The organism is Saccharopolyspora indica (assembly GCF_027853965.1).
GTDB classification, from domain to species: Bacteria; Actinomycetota; Actinomycetes; order Mycobacteriales; family Pseudonocardiaceae; genus Saccharopolyspora; species Saccharopolyspora indica.
On the sequence record NZ_JAQGLB010000006.1, the window covers coordinates 260,999 to 274,630 of the forward strand.

Sequence of the window (13,632 nt, forward strand, 5' to 3'; positions counted from 1 at the left end):
TCGACCGCCGCGGTTCCCGGACCAGCGGGGCGGATCACGCCAGGTCGGTGAGGTCGACCTCGTCGCGGAGGATGCTGTAGCGCGCGCAGTCCCGCCAGCGGCCGCTCCGGAAGGTGTAGCCGCGCAGCACGCCTTCCCTGGTGAAGCCCGCTTTCTCCAGGGCCCGCTGCTCGGCGACGTTGTCCAGCTCGGTGCCCGCTTCGAGGCGGTTGACCTGGGTGTGCGCGAACAAGTACCGGACCAGCAGGCGCTGCGCCTCGGTGCCGTGGCCGCGCCCGCGCGCGTCCGGCTGCAGGTTGACGCCGATCTCGAAGCAGTGCGACGACGGTCCCGTCTCGACGCGGTGCCAGGAGACGAACCCGATCAGCTCCGCCCCGACGTCCACCAGCAGCACGCCCTGCTCCTCGCCGAGCAGGCCGGACTCCTCCCAGCGCCTGGTCATCCGGTCCGGTTTGCGCCAGCCCCACCAGTTGTGCGGAGCGGTGGTCTCCGGCTCGTTGATCAGCCACTCCAGGGCCGGCAGGTCGTCCTCCCGGACCGGTCTCAGCGCCACGTCTCCCATGGCGGGGAGCCTAGTCAGCGGTCTGACGATTCCCACCGGCCCGCGGTGGGCCCGGGGAGCGTCCCCGGGCCCACCGGTGTCAGGTGCTCTGCGGGAAACCGAGGTCGACGCCGCCGTGGGAGGGATCCGGCCAGCGCGTGGTGACCACCTTGGTGCGGGTGTAGAACTGGATGCCGTCCGGGCCGTAGGCGTGCGCGTCGCCGAACAGCGAGTCCTTCCAGCCGCCGAAGGAGTAGTACGACACCGGCACCGGGATCGGGACGTTCACCCCGACCATGCCGACCTCGACCTCCTCGCAGTACTGTCGGGCCGCGCCGCCGCTCTCGGTGAAGATCGCGGTGCCGTTGCCGTACGGGTTGTCGTTGAGCACCTCGATCGCCGCGTCGTAGCCGGGCACCCGCAGCACCGAGAGCACCGGCCCGAAGATCTCGTCGGTGTAGATGGACATGCCGGTGCCGACGTGGTCGAAGAGCGTGGGCCCGAGCCAGAAGCCGCCCTCGCCGCCGTCGACCTGGACGCCCCGGCCGTCCACCACCAGTTCCGCGCCCGCCGCGAGGCCCGCGTCCACGTAGGACGACACCCGGTCCCGGTGCGCCGCGGTGACCAGCGGCCCCATGTCGCAGCCGCGGCGGCCGTCGCCGACGTTGAGCTTGGCCATCCGCTCGGCGATCTTGGCGACCAGCTCGTCGCCGACCGGGTCGACGGCCACGACCGCGGAGATCGCCATGCACCGCTCCCCCGCCGAGCCGAACCCGGCCGAGACCGCGGCGTCGGCCGCCAGGTCCAGATCGGCGTCGGGCAGCACCACCATGTGGTTCTTGGCGCCGCCGAGGGCCTGCACCCGCTTGCCGCGGCCGGTGCCGGTCTCGTAGACGTGGCGCGCCACCGGGGTGGAGCCGACGAACGACACCGCCTTGACCACCGGGTGCGCCAGCAGGGCGTCGACGGCGACCTTGTCGCCGTGCACGACGTTGAGCACGCCGTCGGGCAGCCCCGCTTCCTTCCACAGCCCGGCGATGAAGTTGGCCGCCGACGGGTCCTTCTCGCTCGGCTTGAGCACCACGGTGTTGCCGCAGGCGATCGCGTTCGGCACGAACCACAGCGGGACCATGGCCGGGAAGTTGAACGGCGAGATCACCCCGACGACGCCCACCGGCTGGCGCACCGAGTGCACGTCGACGCTGGTCGAGGCGTTCTCGGAGAAGCCGCCGCGGAGCAGGTTGGGGATGCCGCAGGCGTACTCGGCGTTCTCCAGGCCGCGCTGGACCTCGCCCGCGGCGTCGGAGAGCACCTTGCCGTGCTCGGCGGTGATGATCTCGGCCAGCTCGGTCTTGTGCCGGTTGAGCAGCTCCCGGAAGGCGAACAGCACGTTCGACCGCTTCGCCAGCGAAGTGCGCCGCCAGGTCTTGAGCGCCTCGGCGGCCGCCGCCACCGCGGAGTCCACATCGGACTCCGCGGCGAACGCGACCCGCTTGGCCACCGCGCCCGTGGCCGGGTCGAAGACCTCGCCGGTGCGCTGCGGGGCCGCGTCGTCGAACTCGCCCGCGATCCAGTGCCTGATCAGTTCGGTCATCGGTGGAGCTCCTGCTCGGCCAGTGAGATGGTTTCGGTGAGGATCTGCAGCGCCTGCGCGGCCTCATCGTCGGTCAGCGTCATCGGCGGCGCCAGGCGCAGGACGCTGCCGTGCAGGCCGCCCTTGCCCACCAGCAGCCCGCGCTGCTTGGTCAGCTCCATCACCCGGGCGGCGGCCGCGGCGGCCGGGGTGCGGGTGCCGGGCTCGACCAGCTCGATGCCGATCATCAGGCCCTTGCCGCGCACGTCGCCGATCAGCGCGCAGCGCTCGGCGTGCGCGCGCAGCCCCTCCAGCAGCTGGCCGCCGAGCTTGGCGGCGTTGCCCTGCAGGTCGTTGTCCAGCAGGTACTCCAGCGCGGCCGCGGCTCCGCCGGTGGAGATCGGGTTGCCGCCGAAGGTGGAGATCGAGTTCGCGGTCAGGCAGTCCATCAGCCCGGCCTCGGCCACCACGCCGCCGATGGCCAGCCCGTTGCCCAGGCCCTTGGCGAAGGTCATCGCGGCCGGGGTGACGCCGTGCGCCTGGATGCCCCAGAAGTGCTCGCCGGTGCGGCCCCAGCCGGTCTGCACCTCGTCGGAGATCAGCAGGATGCCGTACTCGTCGAGCACTTCGGCGAACGCGCCGAACAGCCCGTCGGGCGGGGTGGCGAAGCCGCCGACGCCCTGGATCGGCTCGGCGATCATGCACGCCACGTCACCGGCGGTGGTCGTCTCGATCACCTCGCGCAGGTCGTCCACGCAGGCGGCGATGTAGTCGGCGTCGGACAGGTCGCGGAACGGGCTGCGGTAGCGGTAGCCGCCGTGCACGTAGCTGACCTTGACCGGTGACAGCGCGCTGGCCGACCAGCCGCGGTTGCCGGTGACGCCGAGGGTGCCGAAGGCCCGCCCGTGGTAGGAGTTGCGCAGCGCGAGCACCTGGTTGCTGCGCCGCTGCTGGGTGGCCAGCATCAGCGCGGTCTCGTTGGCCTCGGTGCCGGAGTTGGTGAAGAACACCTTGGGGTCGGCGATCCCGGACAGCTCGCCGATCCGCTCGGCCAGCTCCACCTGCTGCCGGATCAGGTACAGCGTGGAGGTGTGCAGGATGCCGGTGTCGACCTGGCGGCGGATCGCGTCGCTGATCTCGGCGATGTCGTAGCCGATCGCGTTGGTCAGGATCCCGGCGAAGAAGTCCAGGTAGGTGTTGCCCGCCGCGTCGGTGACGTGGCGTCCCCGGCCGCTGACGATCTCGATGGGTTCTTCGTAGTAGAGCGACAGCCAGCTGGGCAGGGCCGCGCGGTGGCGGGCCGACAAGGATTGCGACATGGCTCCCCGTTCCGTCGTGCCGATGTGCCCAGTCTCGCCCGCCGGCGGCGCGCACACCTACGGACAGGCTGTACAGATCTGCCCTCATCCGCCGTACGGTGTGTGCACCGAGGAGGTGCGATGGAGCTGATGTCGCCGGACGTGCTGGCGCTGCCGACCGTGTCGGAGGTCCTGGACCTGCCGGTGCTGCGGCGCGGCAAGCCGCGGGTGATCGCCGGGGCCTCGGGGCTCGACGGCCGGGTGCGGTGGGTGCACGTCGCCGAGATCGCCGAGATCGGTGCCCTGCTCAGCGGCGGCGAGCTGGTCCTGACCACGGGCATCGCGCTGTCCGACGAGCCTGCCGAGCTGGTCCGCTACGTCGACGAGCTCGCCGCCGCCGGGGCGTGCGGGCTGGTCGTGGAGCTCGTGCGGCGCTGGCGCGACCGGGTGCCGGACGCGCTCGTGGACGCGGCGCACCGGCACGACCTGCCGCTGGTGACGTTGTCGGAGGAGACCAGGTTCGTCAGCGTCACCGAAGCCGTGGTGGCGCTCATCCGGGACGCCCAGCTGGCCGAGCTGCGGGCCACCCACGCGATCCACGAGACCTTCACCGCCCTGACCACCTCGGGCGCCGAGCCGGCGTCCGTGCTGCGCGAGGCTTCGCGCATCCTCCAGCGACCGGTCGTGCTGGAGACGATGGCGCACCAGGTGCTGGCCTACGACGCGGCCGGGCAGGATCCGGTGGCGCTGCTGTCGGAGTGGTCGGAGCGGTCCCGCTCGGTGGTGCAGTCCGGGCGCACCGCCTACGACGCGGACCGGGCGTGGCTGACCACCGTGGTCGGGGCGCGCGGCGACGACTGGGGCCGACTGGTGGTGCTCGGGCCGGAGCCCGCGCACCGGCACGTCGTGGTGGCCGAGCGGGCGGCATCGGCGCTGGCGGTGAACCGGCTGGTGACGCGCGACCGGGAGAGCCTGGAGCGGCAGACGCACCGCACGCTGATCACCGAACTGCTCGCGGGCAGCGCCGGGACCGCCGATCTGGCCGCTCGCGCCGCCGGTGTCGGGGTGCCGCTGGACGGCCCGCTGGTGGGCATCGCGGTGCGACCGCACACCACCACCACTCCGGCGCCCGCGCTGGAAACCCAGCAGGCGCTGCGCGATCTGGCCGAGGCGACCGCGCTCGCCGCGCGCAAGGCCAAGCTGCCGGTGCTGGTCGGGGTGGTCGACGACCTCACCGTGCACGCGGTGGTCGCGCTGTCGGGAGCCGACGTGGATGCCGCGCTGCACCGGCTCGCGATCGACATCCGCCGGTCCGCCGCGCTGCCGCTGGTGGTGGCCGTCGGGACCGCGGTGGGGTCGATCTCCGGAGCCCGCCGGACGCTCACCGAAGCCGCTCAGGTCGCGGAGGCGGCGTTGCACGTCGACGACGGCACGCGCGACTTCCACCGGCTCGACGACGTGCGGCTGCGCGGTCTGCTGCACCTGCTGCGCGGCGATGAGCGGCTGACGGCCTTCGCCGAGCGGGAGCTGGGACCGATCCTCGACAACGCGCGGCTGCTCGAGGCCTTGCGCTCCTTGTGCCGCCACGGCGGCAACAAGTCCGCTGCCGCGTCCTCGGCGCACGTGTCCCGGACCGCGTACTACGGGCAGCTGGCCCGAGTCGAGCAGCTGCTCGGCGTTTCCCTCGACAGCCCGGAGTCGCTGGTGTCCCTGCACGTCGCGCTGCTGGCGTGGGACATGCACCGCCCGTGAGCACCTCACCCGGGAAAGCACGGCCGAACGGCCGAGGGAAGCGACACCATCGCAGTACCGATCCGGGCCGAATGGCCCACCCTCATCCACCCTTGATCGTCCGAACGGCCCAATGTAGCCGAAAATGCCGCTATGGCAGCAACTTTCGCGCCATACTCGTCCGGTGAGCAAGCTGACCGCTGAGCAGATCGCGCAGCACGCCTACGACGCGGGCTTCCGCGGCGAGAACCTGACCACCGCGGTGGCCGTGGCCATGGCCGAGTCGAGCGGGAACACCAAGTCGCACAACGACACCCCGCCGGACGACTCCTACGGCCTGTGGCAGATCAACATGCTCGGGGACATGGGGCCTGCCCGACGCAAGGAGTTCGGCCTCGACTCGAACAAGGACCTCTTCGACCCCGCCGAGAACGCCAAGGCCGCCTACGAGATCGCCGGTGACGGCAAGGACTTCGGCCCGTGGTCGACCTACACCAACGGCGCCTACAAGAAGCACCTGGACGAGGCCGAGAAGGCTGCCAAGAAGGCCGGGCAGGGCTCCGGGGGCGGTTCCGGCGGCGGCCAGGGCGGCGGAACCGGCGGTCAGGGCTCGGGCGGCGGCTTCTCCGCCAATCCCGAAGCGCTGCGCAAGTACGCCGAGCGGGCCGAGGGCATCGCCGACGCGCTCGAAGGCATCGGCAAGCGGACCGTGCACTCGGTGACGGGCATCGCCAAGGACAGCTTCGGCAAGGTCGGCGCGGAGACCGGGTTCTCCGACGCGCTGGGCGGTTTCAGCAAGGGCCTGGAGAAGCAGGTCCGGACGACGGGTTCCAACGCGCGCAAGCTCGGCGAGGGAGCCACCGACGCGGCCAAGACCTACCAGGAGATCGACGAACGTTCCGCCGCCGAGCTCAAGCGCATCATGGGTTGATCGGGAGAATCTCAAGTGGACCCACACGGAGTCGCAACGCGGTTCGCCAGCGAGCTGATGACCCACCAGGGCAAGCTCGAGGGCAAGGCGGGCGAGGTCCAGCGCGCCCAAGCCGCCCTCGAAGCCGCGGCCAGCGCCATCCAGGACCAGCGCGAAGCGCACGAGAAGGCCGCCGGTTCCCTGCTGGGCGACTGGAAGAGCGAGGCGACCGCGGGCTTCCAGAAGCGGTCGGCGAAGTTCGGCGACGACCTGGCGGTGACCGCGGAGGCCAGCGCCAAGGGTGCGCAGATCGTCGCCGAGGTCACCAAGGCGCTCGAGGGCAGGCACAGCAACGTCGGTGATCTCGTGACCGACTTCGTCGGCAAGGCCGGGCAGCTGGTGCAGGCCGGGCTCGCCGCGGCCGGGCTCGCCGCGCCCGCCGGGCTGATGAAGGCGGTGGCCCAGATCGCCGACCTCGCCGGCGGCTACATCAAGCAGTCCGGCGGCGAGCTCAAGGACGCCCGCGACGAGATGACCGAGGCGGCCAAGAAGCTCAAGGCGCTGCTCAAGGACCTCGACTCCGACGGCGTGGCCGACCCGGAGAAGGACAGCTCCGGCCAGCAGGGCGGTCCGGGCAAGGAGGAGAAGCCGAAGGACGAGGGCAAGGACTCCGGCAAGAACTCCGGCCGGACCGAGGAGATCCTGGACAACGCCCGCAAGCACCTGGGATTCAAGGAAGGCGCGAACAACCAGAACAAGTGGGGACCGACCGGGCAGCCGTGGTGCTCCTACTTCGCCACCTCGATGTGGCGGGAAGCGGGCGTGGACATCCCGAAGTACGGGTTCACCGGCGACGTCTACAAGTGGGGCCAGGAGCAGGGCACCGCCTACGACCGCGGAGACCTGGCCGAGAAGGCACGTCCCGGCGACGCGCTGCTGTTCGGCAGCGGCCCGAGCCAGGGCGCCAGCACGCACATCGGCATCATCGAGAAGGTCGACGGCAACAAGATCACCACGATCGAGGGCAACGCCAGTGATCAGGTCAAGCGGATCACGTACACGCTGCCCGACGATGCCGGCAAGTTCTACGGAGGGGTGCACCCGAAGTGAGCATCATCGGACGTGCGCAGCGGGACGGCGTCTCGGTCGCGGTGGCCCCCGGCGGCGCGCTCAGGAACGTGCAGCTGGAACCGGTGGCGCTCCAGCAGGGCGGCGCGAAGCTGGCGAGCACGATCCTGGCGCTGGTGCGGGAAGCGACCGGGCGCGCCAACCGGGAGGCCGAAGCGGCCATCCGGGAGCAGGCCGACGGGTTGTCCGATGCGGACTTCGCCGCGCTGGGGCTGGCTTCCGGCGACGAGACCTCCGACGCGGGGAGGCGCTGATGCGCGAGGACGACCGCACCATCGACGAGCTGATCGAGATCGCCGAGACGATCACGCCGCACACCGGGCTCTCGGCGGGGCTGGACGCGATCCGCGGCAGCGCGCGGGAATCGGGCATCGCCCTGGAGGTGGACCTGCAGGGCATGCTGGTCGGCCTGGAGATCGACGACCGGGCGCTCGCGCTCGGCCCGGACCGGCTGGCCGCGGAGATCACCCGGCTCACCGGCGAAGCGGGCATGGAGTCGCTGCAGCAGGGCGTGGTGGCGATCCAGGCCGGGTGCGGGGCCGAGGTGGCCGCGGCGATGGTGGAGTACCTCAACAGCGTCGAGGAGGAGCCCGACGAGCCCGAGCCGGCGTCCCGCCCGGAACCGGCGTGGGAGGACGCCGAGGTCACCGGGACCACCATGGAGCGCCGGGACTGGTGAGGCTACTGCCGCGCTAGCGCCTCGCCGATGGTGCGCGCGCCGTCGGGGAAGGCCCCGGGGTTCGGGCCCGCGTAGTTGATCCGGAGGTAGGGGCCGGTGGGCTCGGCGGGGAACCACCCGTCGCCCGGGGCGATGATGACCCCGGCCGCTTCGCAGTCCCTGGCCAGCCGCGGCAGGTCGGTCGCGTCCGGCAGCCGGACCCAGAGGTTCAGCCCGCCCTGCGGCACGGCTTCCAGGTGCGCGGCGGGCACGTGCTCCCGCAGCGCCGCGACGAGCAGGTCGCGGCGGGCGGCCAGCTGGTGGTGGAGGTTGCGCAGGTGCGTGCGCCAGGCGGGCTGGGTGACGACGTCGAGGGCCACGGCCTGCAGCACTCCGCTGATGTACATGGACTCGGCGTGGGCGTCGAGGAGGATCCGCTCGCGGGCGGGGCCGCGGGCGATGATCCCGGCGATGCGCACCGCCGGGGACACGCTCTTGGTCAGCGAGCGCAGGTAGACGACGTGCCCGCTGTCGTCGCGCGCGGCGATGGGCACCGGGTCGGTGTCGATGCCGAAGTCGTGCGCCGAGTCGTCCTCGATCAGGAACGCCCCGTGCCCGCGCACCACGTCCAGCACCTGCTCGGCGAGGGCGGGCGACCACTGCGCGCCGGTCGGGTTGGCGAAGTTCGGCTGGACGTAGCAGGCGCGCGCCCCGGTGCGCTCGAAGGCGCGGTCCAGCTCCGCCGGATCCGGTCCGCGGATGCCGCTGGGCACCGGGACCAGCTGCACACCCGCTTGCGCGGCCGCGAGGATCGCGCCCCAGTAGGTGGGCGATTCGACCAGCAGCGGCCGTCCGGCGCCGACCAGCGCGCGGAAGGCGGTGCTGAGCCCGCTCTGGATTCCCGGGAGGATCACCGCGTCGCTGGCGGCCGGTGGTGCGACTCCGATCGGCGCCGCCGTACCGAGCTCGGTGGCGAACCACGCCTGCAGTTCCGGCAGTCCCGCCGCCGGCGGCCGGGTGACCGCTGCCTCGCCGCGGGCCGCGCGGGTGAAGGCGGCGCGCACCAGGCGCTCCGGGAGCAGGTCCCGGTCCGGGTAGCCCGCGTGCAGTGCTACCGCGTCGTTGGGTGCCGTGCGCAGCGCGGTGGACAGCTCCCGCATGCGGTGCTGAGGCGCTCCGAGGGCCGCGGTCTGCCACCCGTAGTCGTTCGGGCGGGCGACGCGGACGGCTCGCACGAAGGTGCCGACGCCGGGACGGCTTTCCACCATTCCTTGCGAAGTCAGCGTTCGCAGCGCTTTCTGCACCGTCACCGGGCTCGCCGCGTACTGCGCCACGAGAGCGCGCGTCGACGGCAGCTTCGCTCCCGGCGGGGCGGTCGCGATCCACTCGCGGAGTCCCGCGACGATGCGCGAACTGCTATCGTTCGACATGAGAGACAAGAGTAGCGCTACTGTCATGAGCGCGCCAGCGCTATCGCCGTCCCGGGCCGGTCTCGGGTGGGGCCTGCTCGGCGTCGGCGCGTTCTCCTTCACCGTCCCGTTCACCCGCGTCGCGGTCGCGGGCGGCGGGATGTCGCCGCTGTTCATCGGCTCCGCCCGCGCCGTCATCGCCGCGCTGCTCGCGGCGGCGGCACTGGCGATCACCAGGCAGCGGCTGCCGCGCGGCGTCCAGTGGGCCCGCGTGGCGGTCGTCGCCGGCGGTGTCGTCGTGGGCTTCCCGGTGCTGACGTCCTTCGCCCTCACCACCGCGCCTGCCAGCCACGGCGCCGTGGTGATCGCCGTCCTGCCCGCCGCGACCGCGGTGGCGGCCGTGCTCCGCGGGCACGAACGTCCCCCGAAGTCGTTCTGGGTGATGGCCGCGGTGGGCGCGATCGCCGCCGTGGTGTTCGCCGCGCTGCAGGGCGGTGGGCTCAGCGGGCTGCACTGGTCCGACCTGCTGCTGTTCGGCGCCGTCGTGGCGGCTGCCATCGGCTACGCGGAAGGCGGGCTGCTCGCCCGCGAGCTGGGCGCCTGGCAGACCGTCTCCTGGGCGCTCGTGCTCGCCGCACCGCTGATGATCGCGCTCACCGGGTTCTCGGTGGCCCAGCAACCGCCGCGCGGCACCGCGGTGGAGTGGGCCGCGTTCGGCTACCTGGCCGTGGTGAGCATGTACCTGGGTTTCTTCGCCTGGTACCGCGGGCTGGCGATCGGCCCGATGGCGCAGGTCAGCCAGGTGCAGCTCGCCCAGCCGGTGATGACGATCTGCTGGGCGGCGCTGCTGCTGGGCGAACAGCTCACCTGGCCCACGCTGCTGGGCGGCATCGCCGTGGTCGCCTGCGCCGCCACCGCCGTGCGCACCCGTCTGGGGCCGACCGGGTAGGAACCGTAGCGTCGTGATCGCCGGGGCGGAATGCTGGACGGCGATGCCTGAACGAACCGCGGTCCGCTCCCCGTTCACCGACGCCGACTACCCCGCGCACCCCTACCCCGGTGCTCGCCCCGGCTGCTCGTTCGTCCACTCCGACGGCGTCGGCCGGGTGCTGAGACCGGACTCCTCGGCACCCTCCGGTTGGCGCGTCGGCGACGGAGGCTGCCTGGACGACTGGCTCGCCGAGCGCGGCGCGGAGCCGATGCGCGGGCGGCAGCTCGTGCTGGCCTACGGGTCGAACGCCTGCCCGGCCAAGATCACCTGGCTCCGCGCCGAGCTCGGGCTCACCGGTCCGGTGGTGGCGCTCAGCGCCCGCTGCACCGGCCTTTCCGCCGTTTGGGCCGCGGGCTTGCGGATCCACGACGGGCAACGCCCAGCCGTCCTGACCGCCGCGCCCGGCGTCGTGGAGGACCACGCGCTGTGGTTCGCCACGCCCGAACAACGCCAGGTGCTCGACGTCTGCGAGGGACGTGGCGTGCGCTACCGGCTGGTCCACCTGCACGGCCCCGAGCGGATCCAGCTCGCCGACGGCAGCGCGCCGCAGCGCGTGCTGGCCTACGCCGCCGCAGGCCCGCAGCGCGCTCCGCTGCTGGTCGACGGCCGTCCGGTCCGCTGCACGGACGTCGACCAGCTGGCCGCGCGGGCGCTGACCGGTACGCCCGCCACCGGCGACGGGCTCACCTGCACCGAGATCGCCGGCGAGCCCGTCTGGTGATCACCCGCGCCGCTGCCCGCGGAGCACGAAGCGCTGGATCTTGCCGCTCGGCGTCTTCGGCAGCTGCTCGACGAAGTGCACCGACCGCGGGTAGGCGTGCGCGGCGAACTTGCGCTTGACCAGCTGCTGCAGCTCGGTGACCAGCGCGTCGTCGCCGTCCACCGACGGGCGCAGCACGACGAAGGCCTCCAGCACCTCGCCGCGCAGCTCGTCGGGAACGCCGATCACGGCCGCTTCGGCGACCGCCTCGTGCTGGACCAGCACGCTCTCCACGTCGAACGGCCCGATCCGGTAGCCGGCCATGATGATCACGTCGTCGTCGCGCGAGGAGAAGAAGAACGACCCGTCGGCGTCGCGGGAACCGGCGTCACCGGTGACGTACCAGCGGCCGTCGGCGGTGAACCGCTCGGCGGTCTTCTCCGGCGCGTCGGTGTAGCCGGTGAACCACATCAGCGGGCTGGTCGCGGCCTCGATCGCGATCCGCCCGGCGGTGCCCGCGGGCGCCGGTTCGTCGCGGTCGTCCTCGAGCACCTCGGCGGACCAGCCGGGCAGCGCCGCGCCCATCGAACCCGGCTTGATCTCGTCGCGGATCCCGTCGGCCCAGGCGTTGACGATCATCATGCCGTGCTCGGTCTGCCCGTAGTGGTCGCGCACGGTCACGCCCAGCTCGCGCTCGGACCAGGACACCACCTCCGGGGTCAGCGGCTCCCCCGCCGAGGAGGCGCGGCGCAGCCGGATCCCGGCGGGATCGGCCGAGGAGTCGGTGCGCAGGCTGCGGTAGACCGTCGGCGCGGCGGCGAAGTTGGTGACCCCGAACCGGCGCATCAGCTGCCAGGTCAGCCCCGCGGAGAACCCGGCGTGCAGCAGGATGCTGCGGCGGCCTGCGGCCAGCGGGCCGAGGATCGCGTAGTACAGGCCGTAGGCCCAGCCCGGGTCGGCGGCGTTCCAGAACACGTCGTCGGCCCGGACGTCCAGCCCGAACTCCAGGTACGCCTGGAAGGAGGCCAGCGCGCGGATCGGCACCGGAACGCCCTTCGGGGTGCCGGTGGTGCCCGAGGTGAACAGCTGCACCAGCAGTCCGTCACCGCCCAGCGACACGGCCTGCCCGCCCGGCTCGTCACCGGTGTAGCGGTCCAGCAGCTCGGCGAAGGCTTCACCGGCGACGATGGTCCGCCACGGCGCGTCGGCCGGGATGTCCTCGCCCGGCGCGAGCTTCGCGCGCTGGTCGGCGTCCACCACCACGACCTTCGCGCCGCTGGCGCGCAGCCGCAGCGCGATGGCCGGTGGCGCGAAGGCGGTGAACAGCGGCACGTGCACCGCGCCGCGGCGCCAGATCCCCAGCAGCGCCACCACCAGGTCGGCGGACTTGCCCATCAGCACGGCCACCGCGTCACCGGGCGCCACGCCCAGGTCGGCCAGCGCGGCGGCGAACCGCGCCGAGTCGCGCCGCAGCCGACCGTAGGTGATGTCCTGACTGGACAGATCCGCCTCGACGACGGTGAACGCGACCGCATCGGCCGGATGCCGGTCGCACAGCAGGTCCGCCGCGCAGGCCTCCGCCGCGCCGAACCGGTCGAGCAGTTCGGCCACGCGGGCCTCTGGTGCGGTGTCCGTCGTCTCGCTCAGCTCTGCGCTCACAATCGGCCCCTTTCGCGGCTCCTTTGCCCCGGCGCTGCCGGGAGCTATGCTCCGCGCCACACGGCAATCCCGGATACCCCCGGAAAGGGGTGCATGTGCGAACCGGCGGTGACGCGCTCTTGCGCCCGGACGACGGCGACGCCTTCCGCCAGGCCGTCCGCGCGGTGCGGCGGGGCGCCGGCATGCCCGTGTCCTTCGGCGGACAGGCCGCCGAAGGCGCGCTGCGCCTGTCGGAACTGGCCGGTGTGCGCACGAACATGCTGAAGGGCCTCCAGGTCCGGGCCGCGGCGGGCCTCGGCGGCCGGGTGCTGACGCGCGGCAGGCCCGCCGCGGTGAGCGACTACGCGACTTCGCTGACGATCAGCCACGACTACGACGCCCCGGTGCTCGCCGAGGGGATCAGCTCGGTGGTCGCCGCACCCGTGCTGGTCGGCGGAGCGGTGCGCGGCGTGCTCTACGGCGCGGCGCGCGGGGCGGCCCGGCTGGGCGACCGCGCGATCGACGTCGTGGTGGGCGCTACCCGCCACCTGGCCGACGAGCTCGCGGTGCGCGACGAGGTCGACCGCAGGCTGCGGCTCCTGCGCGCGGCGGAGACCACCGGTCCTCGCGAGCAGGTGGCGCTGGAGGAGGTGCGGGAACTGCACGCGGAGTTCCGCGCCATCGCGCAGGGACTCGACGACCCGGCCCTGCGCGACCGCCTGCACCACGCCTGCGACCGGCTGGCGGGCCTCGCCTCGCCGTCCGAGGAGGCCAGGACGGCGAGCCTGACGCCGCGCGAGCTCGACGTCCTCTCCCAGGTCGCTCTGGGCTGCACGAACGCCGAGGCGGGAAAACGCCTGTCGCTGCGGCCGGAGACGGCCAAGGCCTACCTCCGCAGCGCGATGCACAAGCTGGACGTCCACAACCGCCACGAAGCGGTGGTGGCAGCCCGCCGCCAAGGCCTGCTCCCCTGACCTGCCCGTTCCGCGGAAAAGGGGTCGCGCACGCCCACCATTCCTAATTAACCTAGGCTCGAACCTAGAAGGCTTAGGTAT

General features: G+C 72.7%; 13 protein-coding genes. 8 read left to right on the forward strand and 5 right to left on the reverse strand.

The annotated features are described in order from the left end of the window. Window positions 1-34: 34 nt before the first annotated feature. The 3 genes from OU416_RS16345 to OU416_RS16355 all read right to left on the reverse strand — a co-directional run bounded on the left by OU416_RS16345 (window position 35) and on the right by OU416_RS16355 (window position 3,433). A complete protein-coding gene (locus OU416_RS16345) occupies window positions 35-562 on the reverse strand; it encodes a GNAT family N-acetyltransferase (protein ID WP_270927820.1) in 528 nt (175 codons plus the stop codon). 79 nt (window positions 563-641) lie between these two features. Further along, the gene (locus tag OU416_RS16350) at window positions 642-2,135 is read right to left on the reverse strand and encodes a CoA-acylating methylmalonate-semialdehyde dehydrogenase (protein WP_270927821.1); all 1,494 of its coding nucleotides are present in this window, start codon (window positions 2,133-2,135) and stop codon (window positions 642-644) included. Beyond that, window positions 2,132-3,433: an aspartate aminotransferase family protein gene (locus tag OU416_RS16355; protein ID WP_270927822.1), complete on the reverse strand. Its 1,302-nt coding sequence runs from the start codon at window positions 3,431-3,433 to the stop codon at window positions 2,132-2,134. Before OU416_RS16355 ends, OU416_RS16350 begins: the two co-directional genes overlap by 4 nt. A 120-nt stretch (window positions 3,434-3,553) precedes the next feature. Here OU416_RS16355 and OU416_RS16360 point away from each other — a divergent pair, with 120 nt between their 5' ends. From OU416_RS16360 to OU416_RS16380, 5 genes are all read left to right on the forward strand, one after another. Beyond that, window positions 3,554-5,164 carry a PucR family transcriptional regulator gene (locus OU416_RS16360; RefSeq protein WP_270927823.1) on the forward strand — a complete coding sequence of 537 codons (1,611 nt, stop codon included), beginning with the start codon at window positions 3,554-3,556 and terminating at the stop codon, window positions 5,162-5,164. Between the two features lie 163 nt (window positions 5,165-5,327). After that, window positions 5,328-6,074 carry a transglycosylase SLT domain-containing protein gene (locus OU416_RS16365; protein ID WP_270927824.1) on the forward strand — a complete coding sequence of 249 codons (747 nt, stop codon included), beginning with the start codon at window positions 5,328-5,330 and terminating at the stop codon, window positions 6,072-6,074. A gap of 15 nt (window positions 6,075-6,089) precedes the next feature. Continuing rightward, window positions 6,090-7,163, forward strand: a complete 1,074-nt coding sequence (locus tag OU416_RS16370; protein WP_270927825.1) for a CHAP domain-containing protein — start codon at window positions 6,090-6,092, stop codon at window positions 7,161-7,163. Continuing rightward, the gene (locus OU416_RS16375) at window positions 7,160-7,435 is read left to right on the forward strand and encodes a YbaB/EbfC family DNA-binding protein (RefSeq protein ID WP_270927826.1); all 276 of its coding nucleotides are present in this window, start codon (window positions 7,160-7,162) and stop codon (window positions 7,433-7,435) included. Before OU416_RS16370 ends, OU416_RS16375 begins: the two co-directional genes overlap by 4 nt. Further along, the gene (locus tag OU416_RS16380) at window positions 7,435-7,860 is read left to right on the forward strand and encodes a hypothetical protein (protein WP_270927827.1); all 426 of its coding nucleotides are present in this window, start codon (window positions 7,435-7,437) and stop codon (window positions 7,858-7,860) included. Before OU416_RS16375 ends, OU416_RS16380 begins: the two co-directional genes overlap by 1 nt. A 2-nt stretch (window positions 7,861-7,862) precedes the next feature. Here OU416_RS16380 and OU416_RS16385 read toward each other — a convergent pair whose 3' ends face one another. Then, window positions 7,863-9,269: an aminotransferase-like domain-containing protein gene (locus OU416_RS16385; protein ID WP_270927828.1), complete on the reverse strand. Its 1,407-nt coding sequence runs from the start codon at window positions 9,267-9,269 to the stop codon at window positions 7,863-7,865. 25 nt (window positions 9,270-9,294) lie between these two features. Here OU416_RS16385 and OU416_RS16390 point away from each other — a divergent pair, with 25 nt between their 5' ends. Continuing rightward, on the forward strand, window positions 9,295-10,197 hold the full coding sequence (locus OU416_RS16390; protein ID WP_270927829.1) for a DMT family transporter: 903 nt from the start codon (window positions 9,295-9,297) through the stop codon (window positions 10,195-10,197). Between the two features lie 43 nt (window positions 10,198-10,240). Next, entirely contained in the window at window positions 10,241-10,960 is a 720-nt protein-coding gene (locus OU416_RS16395) for a gamma-glutamylcyclotransferase (protein WP_270927830.1), read from the forward strand. On the opposite strand, the gene OU416_RS16400 is transcribed toward OU416_RS16395, so the two are convergent. Then, window positions 10,961-12,598, reverse strand: coding sequence for an AMP-binding protein (locus OU416_RS16400; RefSeq protein WP_270927831.1), 1,638 nt, complete (start codon window positions 12,596-12,598; stop codon window positions 10,961-10,963). 95 nt (window positions 12,599-12,693) lie between these two features. Between OU416_RS16400 and OU416_RS16405 the strand changes: the two genes are divergently transcribed. After that, window positions 12,694-13,551, forward strand: coding sequence for a LuxR C-terminal-related transcriptional regulator (locus OU416_RS16405; protein ID WP_270927832.1), 858 nt, complete (start codon window positions 12,694-12,696; stop codon window positions 13,549-13,551). Window positions 13,552-13,632: the final 81 nt, after the last annotated feature.

Bases quoted from the DNA above. Each gene is read 5' to 3' on its own strand.
- OU416_RS16385 (WP_270927828.1), bottom strand. From the start codon at position 9,269: ATGTCGAACGATAGCAGTTCGCGCATCGTCGCGGGACTCCGCGAGTGG.
- OU416_RS16350 (WP_270927821.1), bottom strand. From the start codon at position 2,135: ATGACCGAACTGATCAGGCACTGGATCGCGGGCGAGTTCGACGACGCG.
- OU416_RS16390 (WP_270927829.1), top strand. From the start codon at position 9,295: ATGAGCGCGCCAGCGCTATCGCCGTCCCGGGCCGGTCTCGGGTGGGGC.
- OU416_RS16395 (WP_270927830.1), top strand. From the start codon at position 10,241: ATGCCTGAACGAACCGCGGTCCGCTCCCCGTTCACCGACGCCGACTAC.
- OU416_RS16360 (WP_270927823.1), top strand. From the start codon at position 3,554: ATGGAGCTGATGTCGCCGGACGTGCTGGCGCTGCCGACCGTGTCGGAG.
- OU416_RS16380 (WP_270927827.1), top strand. From the start codon at position 7,435: ATGCGCGAGGACGACCGCACCATCGACGAGCTGATCGAGATCGCCGAG.
- OU416_RS16345 (WP_270927820.1), bottom strand. From the start codon at position 562: ATGGGAGACGTGGCGCTGAGACCGGTCCGGGAGGACGACCTGCCGGCC.
- OU416_RS16355 (WP_270927822.1), bottom strand. From the start codon at position 3,433: ATGTCGCAATCCTTGTCGGCCCGCCACCGCGCGGCCCTGCCCAGCTGG.